The sequence below is a fragment of the Streptomyces sp. NBRC 110028 genome (assembly GCF_001417735.1).
GTDB lineage: Bacteria > Actinomycetota > Actinomycetes > Streptomycetales > Streptomycetaceae > Streptomyces.
This window is the reverse complement of sequence record NZ_BBUZ01000051.1, coordinates 43,558-54,366: the sequence shown is the minus strand read 5'-3', so window position 1 is coordinate 54,366 and position 10,809 is coordinate 43,558. Positions and strand designations below refer to the sequence as shown.

The window sequence follows — 10,809 nt, the reverse complement described above, 5'->3', positions numbered from 1 at the left end:
GACCCTTGGCGACGAGAGTGGCAGTCATAAGACACCCCATCCTAACCGCCGAGGGGCGTATCTCATGTTTCCCGGCGGCCCCGATGGCTTCTCGCGTCCCGGTGCGGGCCGTTCGCAATGTCAGGGCCGTGGGTGCAGCATCTCGGCGACGAGGGAGGCGAGTTCGAGGGACTGCGTCCGATTGAGCCGGGGGTCGCAGGCGGTCTCGTATCGCTGGTGCAGATCGGCGGGGGATATCCGCTGTGCGCCACCGAGGCACTCGGTCACATCGCCACCGGTGAGTTCCACGTGCAGCCCCCCGGGGTGCGTGCCCAGCGCGCGGTGTACCTCGAAGAAGGCACGGACCTCGCTGAGGATGTGGTCGAAGTGCCGGGTCTTGTAGCCGCTGCCGGACGTCACCGTGTTGCCGTGCATCGGGTCGCACTGCCAGAGGACCGTATGGCCGGACGCGGTGACCTTCTCCACGATCGGCGGTAACACCTGGTGTACCTGGGCGCTGCCCATCCGGCTGATGAGGGTCAGCCTGCCTGCCTCCCTGTGCGGGTCGAGCCGCTCAACGTATTCGACGGCCCGCTCCGGCGTGGTCGTCGGGCCTATCTTGATCCCGACCGGGTTGGCCAGCAGCTCGGCGAAGGCGATGTGTGCCCCGTCCAATTGCCGGGTCCGCTCGCCGATCCACAGGAAGTGTGAGGACAGGTCATACAGCTTCGGCGCGTCCGGGTCGCGGCCGTCCACGCGCAGCATGGCGCGCTCGTAGTCCAGCAACAGGGCCTCATGGCTGGTGAAGAGCCCGCTGCCCGCCAGAGCCCGCTCGGTCGGCCCGGCCGCTCCCGTGGCGAGCAGTGCGTTCACCACGGCCATCGCGGCTTTGGAGTTGACGTAGGCGCGGACCATCCGGTCCGGGTCGGGGGCGCGGGCTTCGGCGGTCGCCTCGACCGCGTTGACGATATCGCCCCGATAGCTGGGCAGACCCGACGGGTCCAGGGGAGCCGAGCGCGGTTTCCCGTACTGCCCGGCCATCCGGCCCAGTGTGACCACCGGCAGCCGGCCGGCGGCGGTGAGCACCGCGGTCATCCGTGACAGGGTGTGGACGGTGCCCGCGATGTACCGCTCAGTGGTCTCCGCGAAGGTCTCGGCACAATCACCACCCTGGAGCAGGAACGCGCGGCCGCCTGCCACGGCGGCCAGATGGGCCCGCAGTCGATCCACCTCCTCGACGCGGACCACCGGCGCCACGCTCTCCAGTACGGTCCGCACCCGGTGCACGGCCTCGGCGTCGGACCACTGCGGTTGCTGCGCCGCGGGACGGGCGAGTGCGTTGTCCACCGCGGCGCTCAAACGGTTCGGCGGCGGCGGCGACGGGCGGGCCGGGGCGAACTGCGGAGCCGTAGGCGCTTTTTCGGTCAACGATCCCCCTCATGCAGTGCGACATGACCGTGAATGGAGCCGACGACGTCGTGATGGGGTGGGTCGAGCGGGAACGGCCTCGCCAGAAGGCGCTACCGCGGTGAACCGGAGTCAGTACCTCTCCGATTCCCCTCGGTGGCCGTGCCGACGGTTTCGATTTTATCGTCTTCGCCGCCGCATGAATATCTGTTCTTGGACCATTTCGGTGGCCACCGAGAGGAGTGAAGAATGTCAGGCGCTTCGATACCGTGGCTCGGGTCGAACTACCTGGAGGACCCCTCCAGTCACATTCCTGATGCGTGAGGAAAGGGCATGTGCGATGAGTGGACTGATGCGGGACAAGGTCGTTCTCGTGACGGGCGCCGCCCGCGGGCAGGGACGCGAGCATGCCGTGCGGATGGCGGGGGAGGGGGCCGATGTGATCGCCATTGACCTGTGCGCGACGCTGCCCGGTGTGGCCTACCGCTCCTCGGCCCCGACGGAGCTCGAAGAGACCGTCACCCTGGTGGAGAAGAAGGGGCGAAGGGTTGTGCCCGTGGTGGCAGATGTCCGTGACTTCGCTGGTCTGCGGGCCGAGGTCGACCGGGCCGTGGAGACTCTCGGGCGCCTGGACGCTGTGGTGGCCAACGCGGGAATCTGCATCCCCCGCGCCTGGGACGAGGTCACCGAGGAGATCTTCCGCGACACGATGGACATCAATGTGCGCGGTACTTGGAACACGGTGATGGCGACCGCGCCGCACCTGGTGACGGCGGGCGGCGGGTCGATCGTGCTGATGAGCTCCTCGGCGGGGCTGAAGGTGCAGCCGTTCATGATTCCCTACACCACCAGCAAGTTCGCGGTGCGCGGGATGGCGAAGGCGTTCGCCGCCGAGCTCGCGCGGTTCGGCATCCGCGTGAACAGTGTGCATCCGACCGGTGTGGACACCGCGATGGGCAGCCGCGCCATGCTCGCCCAGGTCGCCAAGGCGAGCATGGCCGATCCGCGGCTGCGCGGCATGTTGGTCAACATGCAGCCGGTGGACGGTATTACGCCGGAGGACGTGACCAACGCCGTGCTCTTCCTGGTCTCCGACGCATCTCGGCACGTCACCGCGCACGCCATGGCCGTCGACGCCGGAGTCAGCGAATTCTGAGCTGCGTACCGCCCGTGGTCAGCCGCTCGCCGACGGGACGAGGTTCTCGACCGTCGCCCGCAGCCGGGTGCGTAGCACTGTGGGACTGCTGATGTGCAGCGTCCGCATGCCCAGGTCGTGTGCTGCCGTGATGACCGCCGCCCGGTCGTCCACCATCAGGGCCTCGCGCGGCTCGATCCGGCAGTGGTCCAGTGTCTCGGCGAAGTACTCGGCGGAGGGTTTGACCTGCCCGACCCGCCAGGAGGAGCACAGGTGGCCGAACAACCGGTAGTGACCATACCGGGCGTTCTTGAGGTGGTCCCAGTGCTCGGCTTCGTTGTTGGCCAGAACGACGGTGAGCTCCGGATGGGCGCGCCGCAACTCGGCCAGTTCCGCGACGTTGGCGTCGTAGCACCGGACACTGTCGGCGTACAGGCGGTCCACCCAGTCCCCGTTGAACGCGTCCGTCCGCGGGCTGCCCGCCTCGTCCAGGAGCGCGCGCAGGACATCGTGCACATGGCCGGCGCCGCTCTCGTAGACGTGCGCCGACGCCAGGAGGCCGGCCAGCAGTCTGCGTTCGTCCACAGCGTATCGGCGCGCGATCGTGGGAATGAAGGAGGTCTCTTCGGCGACGTTGTTGAACAGGACGCCGCCTGCGTCGACCAGCAACGCGTTGATCATCACTCAACCCCGATTCGGTCGTATCGGACATGTGCGATCGCGGTCTTGGGAGAAGTGGTCCGGATCGGACTGCTCGGTTCGCGCCGTGGAAGCGGCGGAGAGGGGGAATGCCATGACGCTCTACCACGATCTCGTCGGGCACACCTGGAATTCCGGGACCCGGCACTGGACTTTCTTCGACACCGCCCTCTACGCCATCGGCGTCGGGGCGGGCGCCGAGGACCCAACCCGCGAGCTGCGGTTCACCACCCAGGACTCCGGGGGAGCGACGCCGGCGGTGCTGCCGACGTTCGCGGCCACCCTGGTGTCCCGGCGGGCCGAGCCCGTCTTCGGCGACTACGAGGTGTCACAGCTGCTGCACACCTACCAGTCGGTGACGCTTCACGGCCCGCTGCCGGTGGCGGGCGCCGCGGTCACGAACTCCCGCCTGACCGCGCTGCGTGACCGGGGCCGGGGCGCGCTGGCGGTCATCGACTCCTCCTGCGTGGAGGCGTGCACCGGTCGGCCTCTCGCCGATCTCCGCACCGGGCTGACCATCAGGCGTGAGGGCGGCTTCGGTGGCGATCCGGGCGAGGAGGAGCCGTGGGAACGCCCGACGGGGGAGCCCGACCATGCTGTCGGCTACCGCACCGCAGCCAACCAGGCCCTGCTCTACCGGCTCAACGGCGACCTGAACCCGCTGCACTCCGATCCCGCGATCGCCGCGCGCCTCGGGTTCGGCCGCCCTCTGCTGCACGGGCTGTGCACCTTCGGGTATGCCGGTAGGGCGCTGCTGCACGCGCTCTGCGAGGGTGAGACGTCCACGTTCGGCACCATGTCCGCAGGCTTCACCGCTCCCGTGCTGCCCGGTCAGGAGCTCGTCGTGCGGATCTGGGAGCGCGGCGAGTCGGCACTGTTCGAGGTGCGCTCGAACGGCAGGCTCGTCATGGATTGCGGCAGATTCGATCGGCGCGCTGGCGCGGCGGGGTGATCCGGGGCGCCGACGGTGGGTCAGCCGGCCCCCCGGCGCCCATCGGAAGCGGCCAGGGTATCGGCGTACCACTGGACGGTCGCCCGCACCCCCTCCGGCAGCCCGATCCTCGGCCTCCACCCGGTGCCGAGCAGCCGGGAGACGTCCAGCAGCTTGCGCGGGGTCCCATCGGGCCTGTTGGTGTTCCACGTGAGTCGGCCGGTGAAGCCGACCGCATCGGCCACGAGCTTGACCAGGTCCGCGATGGTGAGGTCCTCGCCCACGCCGATGTTGACCGGCGACAGATCGTCATAGTGGTCCAGTAGGTGCATGCATGCCGCTGCCAGATCGTCGACGTGGATGAACTCCCGCCGCGGTGTGCCCGTGCCCCAGACGACGACCTCCTCGGTGCCGGACCGGACCGCCTCGTGGAACCGGCGGATCAGCGCGGGGAGGACATGCGACCGGGTCGGGTGGAAGTTGTCCCCGGGGCCGTAGACGTTCGTCGGCATCACGGAGATCCATCGCCGACCGTACTGCCTGCGGTAGGACCTCACTGCGATCACACCCGCGATCTTCGCGATCGCGTAGGCGTCGTTGGTCTCCTCCAACGCCCCGGTGAGCAATGCGGACTCCGGGATCGGCTGCGGGGTGTGTTTGGGATAGATGCACGAGGAACCGAGGAACAGCAGCCGGTCCACCCCCGCCGCGTGCGCCGCGGCGAAGAGGTTGGTCTGAATTCGGAGGTTGTCGTTGAGGAACTCCACCGGCTCCGCGTCGTTGGCGGCGATGCCGCCGACTCGGGCGGCAGCGTCGATCACCACGGCGGGCCGGAGGGAGGTGACGTAGTCGAGCGTCGCCCGGCCGTCGGTGAGGTCCACGTCGGCCGAGTGGATCCCGGCGACCGAAGTGAACCCCTGGGCCCGGAGACGGCGAACTATGGCCGAGCCCACGAGACCGGACGAACCGGCCACCAGCACAGTGGCCGAGCGGTCCAGGGGGAGGGGGTGCGCGGACATGGTCGCTTCCTATCCTCGGCCTATGGTGGTTTCCGGGGCCGGCCGTAGCACGTCCCGGCCGCCGCCGAACGGTTCCGGGAGCTCCAGCCCCCGGCAGTGCAGGGCCCCTAGGAGGCGCAGCAGGGAGACCGGCTCCGGGGTCGCCCGGTGGCCGGATGCGACCACGAGCGGCTCGCCGATCTCCTCGGCCCGCAGCGTGTCACGGATCGGCCGGATCAGCACCGGGTGCGGGCCGATCTCCACGAACGCCCGGACGCCTCGTCCCGCCAGGGCGGACACCGCCTGGGTGAACCGTACGGGCTGCCGCAGATTGCGCGCCCAGTAGTCCGAGGTGCCGAGCCCGCCCGGCTCCGGCTCGGCATCGACCGTCGAGATCCAGGAGGTGTGCGGGGTGGCGGGGGCCAAGTCGGCGAGCGCGGCGCGCATCTCGGGCAGCACGTCGTCGACGAACGGGCTGTGTGACGCAGCGTTGATCCGGATCAGCCTGCATCGCACACCCTCGGCCTCCAGCGTGCCCACCAGTGCACGCGTGGCCTCGCTCTCCCCGGTGACCACCGTCTCCCTCGGCGCGGTGTGGGCGGCGACCACCACCGTCCCCGGCGTCCGGGCGCAGCGCTGCTCGACGGTGTGCCGGTCCAGCCCCACCGTGGCCATCGCCCCGCCGCCCGCCGCCCGCGAGAGCAGGCCGGAGCGTACGGCGACGACCCGCGCCGCCTCGGCGAGGGACAGGGCACCCGCGACATGGGCAGCAGCGACCTCGCCGAGGCTGTGCCCCACCACCGCCTCCGGCCGCAGGCCCAGCGACCACAGCCAGTGGGCGGTCGCGACCTGCACGGCGAAGATGAGCGGCTGCGTCGCCTCCGGCCCGCCGGTCTCACCGTCGGACATGGTCATCAGCGGTTCGATGACCCCGCCCGGCAGCAGCGCGTCGAGCTCGTGCAGCACTCGCGCCGCCGGGGGAGCCCAGTCCACCAGGGCGCGCCCCATGCCCGGCCACTGGCTGCCGTGGCCGCCGAAGCACCAGGCCGTGCGGGTGGCGGCGCCATCAGGCCGGCCCGAGAACCACCGCGGACTGGGCAGGCCGTCGGCGAAGAAGGACAGCCCCTCGGCCAGACCTTCCGGATCTGCGGCGGTGACCGCCAGACGTTCCATGTCGTCCCCCGCCGAAACGGGCCGCTCGGGCGTCACGGATTCGGGCCGGGCACCATGGGCGAGTAACCCCGCAGCCCTTCTCGCCGCGTCCGCCAATGCTGTCCGATCGGTGCCGGAAAGCACCAGCAACCAGGGTGGGGGAGAGGGCAGTGCGCTGTTGGTTGACATATGCGCTTCCCCTTTTCATCGAAACGGATCTGATGGGTGTTTGTTCTTGCTAGTATCGCGGTGCCGGCCATTTCGGACCGTTGCTCGACAAGACCGTTGTCCGGGAATTGGTGAAGGAGTAGAAAAAGAATGCCGGAAACTTCGTTCCAGGGCCAGGTCGTGGACACCACACCTGCCTCCGACGTATTTCTCGTCATCGGCATACCCGGGTCCGGGAAGAGTTCGGTATCAGCGGAGCTGGCCCGTCGGTTCCCCCTCGGCGCGCACATCGAGGGCGACCACCTCCAGGATCTGATCGTGTCGGGGGGCCACCTGCCCTCGCCGGAGGAGGACCTGGAGGCGGACCGTCAGCTACTGCTGCGCGCCCGCAATGCCTCGGTGCTGGCGCGCAGCTTCCACGCCGCCGGTGTCGTCCCGGTCATCGACGACGTCGTCGTCCGGCGCGCGCACCTTGAGTTCTACCTCGAGCACCTGAAGGACCTGCCGTTGCGCCTCATCGTCCTCGCACCGTCGGCTGAGGTCGTCGGTCGGCGGGTCGCCGAACGGGATAAGGTGCTGGCGGACGACTGGTCCTTCCTGGATGAGGCACTGCGCACCGAACTCACGGGCGAGGGGACGTGGTTCGACAGCTCCAGGATGACCCTGGAGGAGACGGTCGACGCCATCCTGGCGAAGGACTGATCCGCCGAGCGACGGGTCCGGGCGGGGCCTGGTGGATTCCCTACCAGGGCCCCGCGCACGGACTCGTCGCTCATCAGCTGCCGTTCACCCGGCGGATGGCGGTCAGCCAGGTGCGCATGAGGTGGGCGCTGCGGTGCAGGAACGCCCGTGCGTCGGGGGTCCAGCCGCGGCCCCGGGCCTGTTCGGCGAAGTCCTGCAAGCCGTGGCTGAGGGATTCGTAGGACTCACGGTAGTCGCTGCCCTCGATCGAGAACTCCCGCAGCCAGTCCAGGAGTTCGTCCATGAAGCGGATGGCCGGCAGCTCGATGGCGAGGTCGTTGAGCAGGTCGTGGTCGTTGCGCTCGTGATTGACCAGGGGGCCGCCGAACCGCACCGCATGCCCCAGATGCTTGGCGCACGCCGCCACGAAGTACCCGCTGAAGATGTCGCCGAAGCGCTCGACCGTGGCCCCGCCGATGGACTGGCCCATGCGCAGGAAGTAGTAGGCGGGCAGGGCGTCGTGGTGCACTGCGGTGTTCTGGGAGTTGACCGGGCACCAGGTGTCCCCGGCCAGCACGGCGGCCTCGCCGCCATAGGCGGTGACCCTCGGCCGGACGGCAAGCCGGGTGACCGCGTCCACATCGGGGTCGTCCAGCCACAGCCCGGCGTTGACGCGGACATCGACCGTCTCCTCCGTGCTGGTGACCTCGGTGCCAGCCTCTCGTGGAGCGTAGGGGAAACCCCGTGGGAATACCCGGCAGGGGCTGACGGTCAGCAGGTCGCAGGCGTTGAACCAGCCGTTGCCGACCGAGACCACGCGGTGGCGCGTCGGGCCCCGGAGAACGATCCGGTGTTCGTCGAGGAACGGACTGGCGACCGGCAGGTTGTCGTCGTCCATGGACACGGCCAGGGCGCTGTCGTTCATGTACGACAGCAGATAGCCGATGTTGCGCCGGTTGTCGGAGTCACAGGGGATGAGATCAGGTATCCCGAGCTTCGCCAGCAGCCGGTCCTGCTCCTCCACATCGGGCGCCACGATCGTGGCTCCCCGGGCGCGGGCCCGCTCGCAGGCGTCGTAGAACGCGCTGGGCGTCTTGCGGTCGGGGATGACGACGAGCCGGGCACCATCCTCGGCAAGGGCGTCGGTGTAGTGGTCCAGGAACGACCCCGAACCGATGGTCGTCATGACGATATCGATCGTCTCAGACATGTGGTCACTCCAAAGGGGGAATGTCCCGCCAGTGCCGCAGCCGCGAGGACGCGGTGATGAGCGGGGCGCTGAGCCAGAGGAACATCACGATGGCCAGTCCGAGCCGCGGGCCGAACAGGCTTCCCAGGCCGCCGCCGACGAGTCCGCCGAAGAAGAGCATGCCCCGGCTGACGAACCGGACGCAGGCGACCGTCCGCTGTAGCAGATCGGCTGGTGTCAGCAGTTGTACGAGCGTGGCCTGCCCGACGGTGAATACGGCGTATCCGGCGTGGAAGAGCGTGGCGCCCATCACGAACAGGGACAGCCCGGGGCCCGGCCGGGTCAGGGGGAGAAGCAGTCCCGCCGGGGCCAGGACGGTGGCCGGGATCCAGACCGAGCGCGCGGTGCCCAGGCTGCGGCTGACGCGGCCCGCACTGAACGCGCCGATCAGCCCACCGATGCCCACCGACCCCAGCAGCATGCCCAGGGTGCCCGGGGCGATTCCGACGTCGTCGGCCAGGAAAATGACAACGAGGGCCTCGTACGCGGCGAAACAGCAGTTTCCCACGGCCGAGCCCGCTATCGAGGCCAGGATGACACGCTGTCGCGTAACGAATCGGACGGCCTCCGCGAGCTCGGTCCACATGCCACCGGCACGAGTCGAGGACCTGGTGGACTCGATGCGAGATCGCATGAGCAGATTGCACGACGCGGACACGACGAATCCCGCCGTGTTGACCAAGGGGGCGCGCTCGGGGCCGAGCAGTTGCACCGTGAACCCTGCCACCGTTGGTCCGAAGGCCAGCGACACCGCGCGCGCAATCTGTAGCCGGATGTTCCCGTAGACGAGCTTGTCCTTCGGCAGCATCCGCGGCGGCATGGACAGGTACACGATCTCGTAGAACACCGTGGCACAGCTGACCAGGACGTTGGACAGGTACAGATGCCACAGCGCCAGGTGTCCGAGCGCGGACAGGACCGGCACCATGGTCACGATCGCTGCGCGGCTGAGGTCGGTCAGCAGGAGCATGGTGCGCGGCCTCAGCCACGTGCTGTACACCCCGGCTGGCAGGGTGACGATGAGCCACGGGAGATAGCCCGCCGCGGTGATCAGACCGACCTCGCCCACCGTCGCCCCGAGGGCCCGGGCCGCGAGCAGGGGGAAAGCGACCACCGTCGCCATCCCGCACAACTGGCTGATGCCGCTGCCGACCCACAGCAGACGGAAGTCCCGTTCGCGGACGGACTCCGGCGCCGTGGCCGCGGGACCGGACATCACCGGTGCCCCTTTCCTACCGGCACGCGTCGGATCTCGGTTCGGAAATGCCCGGCGGCTCACGGACGCGCACGCTGGTCGGGGGAGCCGGCGATGAACGCCTCGACGGCATCGTATGCCTCCGAGTCACGGTACTGCTCGGGCGGCGACTTCATGAAATACGATGAAGGTGCCGCCAGCGGGCCACTTATCCCGCGGTCGAGCGCGATCTTGGCCGCCCGCACGGCGTCGATGACGACGCCCGCCGAGTTCGGCGAATCCCACACCTCGAGCTTGTACTCCAGCGACAGCGGGACGTCGCCGAACGCGCGTCCCTCCAGCCGCACATAGGCCCATTTGCGGTCGTCGAGCCACGGCACGTGGTCGGAGGGCCCGATGTGCACGTTCTTCTTCTCGATGCCGCGATCGACCTGTGAGGTCACTGCCTGGGTCTTCGACGTCTTCTTCGACGCCAGCCGCTTGCGCTCCAGCATGTTGCAGAAGTCCATGTTCCCGCCGACGTTGAGCTGCATCGTGCGCTCGAGGTGGACGCCGCGGTCCTCGAACAGCCGGGCCAGCACACGGTGCGTGATCGTCGCGCCCACCTGCGACTTGATGTCGTCGCCGATGATGGGCACGCCCGCCTCGGTGAATTTCGCGGCCCATGCCGGATCGGAGGCGATGAACACGGGCAGCGCATTGATGAATGCCACGCCCGCGTCGATCGCGCACTGTGCGTAGAACCGGTCCGCTTCCTCGCTGCCGACGGGCAGATAGGAGATCAGCACGTCGGCCTGCGACTGCCGGAGCACCTCCACCACGTCGACCGGTTCCTGCTCCGACTCGGTGATGGCCTCGCGGTAGTACTGTCCGAGACCGTCCAGAGTGGGCCCTCGCCGCACCGTGACGCCGGTCGGCGGGACATCGCAGATCTTGATGGTGTTGTTTTCCGACCGGGAGATGGCGTACGAGAGGTCCTGCCCGACCTTCTTGGCATCCACGTCGAACGCCGCGACGAACTCCAGGTCGCGCACGTGGTAGCCGCCGAAGTCGACGTGCATCAGCCCGGGCACCCGGGTCGCGGGGTCCGCCTCGGCGTAGTAGTGCACTCCCTGCACGACCGAGGCGGCACAGTTGCCGACGCCCGCGATCGCCACGCGAATCCTGTCCATGGTTCTTCCCTTCGTAAAATCTCCTGGACCGAAGGCCGGACCT

General features: G+C 68.9%; 10 protein-coding genes. 3 read left to right on the top strand and 7 right to left on the bottom strand.

The genetic code is table 11. The annotated features are described in order from the left end of the window. Positions 1-120 precede the first annotated feature (120 nt). Positions 121-1,326, bottom strand: coding sequence for a 3-deoxy-7-phosphoheptulonate synthase (locus ASC60_RS35320; RefSeq protein WP_370593001.1), 1,206 nt, complete (start codon positions 1,324-1,326; stop codon positions 121-123). Positions 1,327-1,702: 376 nt separating this feature from the next. On the opposite strand from ASC60_RS35320, the gene ASC60_RS35315 reads away from it, so the two are divergent. Then, positions 1,703-2,542: a mycofactocin-coupled SDR family oxidoreductase gene (locus tag ASC60_RS35315; RefSeq protein WP_370593002.1), complete on the top strand. Its 840-nt coding sequence runs from the start codon at positions 1,703-1,705 to the stop codon at positions 2,540-2,542. Between the two features lie 18 nt (positions 2,543-2,560). Here the strand turns inward: ASC60_RS35315 and ASC60_RS35310 are convergent, their stop codons facing one another. Next, positions 2,561-3,202 (bottom strand): HAD family hydrolase, encoded by a 642-nt coding sequence (locus ASC60_RS35310; protein ID WP_055557801.1) that lies wholly within the window; start codon positions 3,200-3,202, stop codon positions 2,561-2,563. Between the two features lie 112 nt (positions 3,203-3,314). Between ASC60_RS35310 and ASC60_RS35305 the strand changes: the two genes are divergently transcribed. After that, positions 3,315-4,172 carry a MaoC/PaaZ C-terminal domain-containing protein gene (locus ASC60_RS35305; RefSeq protein ID WP_055557800.1) on the top strand — a complete coding sequence of 286 codons (858 nt, stop codon included), beginning with the start codon at positions 3,315-3,317 and terminating at the stop codon, positions 4,170-4,172. Positions 4,173-4,192: 20 nt separating this feature from the next. Here the strand turns inward: ASC60_RS35305 and ASC60_RS35300 are convergent, their stop codons facing one another. Both ASC60_RS35300 and ASC60_RS35295 read right to left on the bottom strand, forming a co-directional pair. Further along, on the bottom strand, positions 4,193-5,170 hold the full coding sequence (locus tag ASC60_RS35300) for a GDP-L-fucose synthase (RefSeq protein WP_055557799.1): 978 nt from the start codon (positions 5,168-5,170) through the stop codon (positions 4,193-4,195). A 9-nt stretch (positions 5,171-5,179) separates the two neighbouring features. Next, complete coding sequence (locus ASC60_RS35295) at positions 5,180-6,322, bottom strand: acyltransferase domain-containing protein (protein WP_055557798.1); 1,143 nt, start codon at positions 6,320-6,322, stop codon at positions 5,180-5,182. A 297-nt stretch (positions 6,323-6,619) separates the two neighbouring features. Here ASC60_RS35295 and ASC60_RS35290 point away from each other — a divergent pair, with 297 nt between their 5' ends. Beyond that, the gene (locus tag ASC60_RS35290; RefSeq protein WP_055557797.1) at positions 6,620-7,171 is read left to right on the top strand and encodes an AAA family ATPase; all 552 of its coding nucleotides are present in this window, start codon (positions 6,620-6,622) and stop codon (positions 7,169-7,171) included. 73 nt (positions 7,172-7,244) lie between these two features. On the opposite strand, the gene ASC60_RS35285 is transcribed toward ASC60_RS35290, so the two are convergent. Genes ASC60_RS35285 through ASC60_RS35275 form a run of 3 tightly spaced genes read right to left on the bottom strand, consistent with a single transcriptional unit; the run spans position 7,245 to position 10,766 of the window. After that, positions 7,245-8,360: a hypothetical protein gene (locus ASC60_RS35285; RefSeq protein WP_055557796.1), complete on the bottom strand. Its 1,116-nt coding sequence runs from the start codon at positions 8,358-8,360 to the stop codon at positions 7,245-7,247. A 4-nt stretch (positions 8,361-8,364) separates the two neighbouring features. Next, positions 8,365-9,615: an MFS transporter gene (locus ASC60_RS35280; protein WP_055557795.1), complete on the bottom strand. Its 1,251-nt coding sequence runs from the start codon at positions 9,613-9,615 to the stop codon at positions 8,365-8,367. Positions 9,616-9,674: 59 nt separating this feature from the next. Next, positions 9,675-10,766: an inositol-3-phosphate synthase gene (locus ASC60_RS35275; protein ID WP_055557794.1), complete on the bottom strand. Its 1,092-nt coding sequence runs from the start codon at positions 10,764-10,766 to the stop codon at positions 9,675-9,677. Positions 10,767-10,809: the final 43 nt, after the last annotated feature.

Bases quoted from the DNA above. Each gene is read 5' to 3' on its own strand.
- ASC60_RS35280 (WP_055557795.1), bottom strand. From the start codon at position 9,615: ATGTCCGGTCCCGCGGCCACGGCGCCGGAGTCCGTCCGCGAACGGGAC.
- ASC60_RS35275 (WP_055557794.1), bottom strand. From the start codon at position 10,766: ATGGACAGGATTCGCGTGGCGATCGCGGGCGTCGGCAACTGTGCCGCC.
- ASC60_RS35300 (WP_055557799.1), bottom strand. From the start codon at position 5,170: ATGTCCGCGCACCCCCTCCCCCTGGACCGCTCGGCCACTGTGCTGGTG.
- ASC60_RS35285 (WP_055557796.1), bottom strand. From the start codon at position 8,360: ATGTCTGAGACGATCGATATCGTCATGACGACCATCGGTTCGGGGTCG.
- ASC60_RS35290 (WP_055557797.1), top strand. From the start codon at position 6,620: ATGCCGGAAACTTCGTTCCAGGGCCAGGTCGTGGACACCACACCTGCC.
- ASC60_RS35295 (WP_055557798.1), bottom strand. From the start codon at position 6,322: ATGGAACGTCTGGCGGTCACCGCCGCAGATCCGGAAGGTCTGGCCGAG.
- ASC60_RS35305 (WP_055557800.1), top strand. From the start codon at position 3,315: ATGACGCTCTACCACGATCTCGTCGGGCACACCTGGAATTCCGGGACC.
- ASC60_RS35310 (WP_055557801.1), bottom strand. From the start codon at position 3,202: ATGATCAACGCGTTGCTGGTCGACGCAGGCGGCGTCCTGTTCAACAAC.
- ASC60_RS35315 (WP_370593002.1), top strand. From the start codon at position 1,703: ATGCGTGAGGAAAGGGCATGTGCGATGAGTGGACTGATGCGGGACAAG.